The sequence below is a fragment of the Pseudoselenomonas ruminis genome (assembly GCF_008271295.1).
Lineage (GTDB): Bacteria > Bacillota > Negativicutes > Selenomonadales > Selenomonadaceae > Selenomonas_A > Selenomonas_A ruminis.
Window position 1 is genome coordinate 1 of the sequence record NZ_VTOY01000040.1, and the last position, 1,084, is coordinate 1,084.

Here is a 1,084-nt window from a genome sequence, read left to right on the forward strand (position 1 = left end):
CTTGTTAGCCGTGACCGTGATAGCATTGTTGCCATCTGCCGTCGAGACCATATCGCCCGAAGCAGCAACACCGATCTTAGCACCATCAAGCAGTGCCGGACCTGCCGAGTTCTGAGCAATATCGAATTTCTCTTGAGCAGAAATAGCAGCACTGTTTGCAGTGTTAAATTCAGACTGTGCTGTAGCAACAGCAGTCTGTGCATTCGAAAGTGCAAGGCTATTTGCTGCAGTTTTATCTGCATCATAGATCTTCTGCGCTTTATCCACCTCAGCCTGTGCAGCGCTCAGCGAAGTCTGCGCAACGCTCAACGACGCCTGTGCAACGCTCAACGAAGACTGTGCATTCGTAACATCAAGGTCTGCACTAACAGCTGCATTCATAGCACCAGCACTGTCAGCCGTGCCAGTAGCCTTAGCAATGCTCTGATTAGCATTCGTGCCGAAAATCGTCGAAGTCGTATCGATGTTCTCTGCTGCATCAAAGATATCTTTGAGGTTCGTGTCAGAGGTTACATTGAACGACGTCGTGTAGGTCTTACCAGCCTGAACGTACGAAACCGTAACCTTATCCGTCGTGGAGATCTCAAGGTCATCGCCACTGCGGGATTTCAGCTCCGTCAGTTTCGTCGTAGCCGTCGTATCCGTGGACAGGCTCTGGTTCGTCAGTGCCGTGAACGTTGCCTGGCCCTGCGTGTTCTTGGAACCATCTACGAGATACTTGCCGTTGAACGTTACGTTAGCGTTGTCGTTGATCTGGTCGATGCTCTGGTCGAGCTCTTTCTGGATTGTCTGACGGTCGCTATCCGTATTCGAGTCGTTGGCTGCATTGATGACCTTCTCTTTGAGGGTCTTCAGGATGTCGACGGTGCTGGAAACAGCGCCCTCTGCAACCTTCATCATGCTGCTGCCGTTCTGCGTGTTGCTGTTTGCCTGATCGAGGCCACGGATCTGAACGCGCATGCGCTCGGAAATCGCATAGCCCGAAGCATCATCAGCAGCACTGTTGATCTTCATGCCCGAAGAGACCTTCTGCAGGCTCTTGGACAGTGCGCTCGAGTTCTTGTTCAGAGTGTTCAGCGTCGAA

The 1,084-nt window shown here is 51.9% G+C and carries 1 protein-coding gene; it reads right to left on the reverse strand.

What is annotated here, in order from left to right:
- Nucleotides 1-1,084: flagellin N-terminal helical domain-containing protein (locus tag FZ040_RS14300; RefSeq protein WP_255448920.1), on the reverse strand; the 1,084-nt coding region annotated here is incomplete at both ends.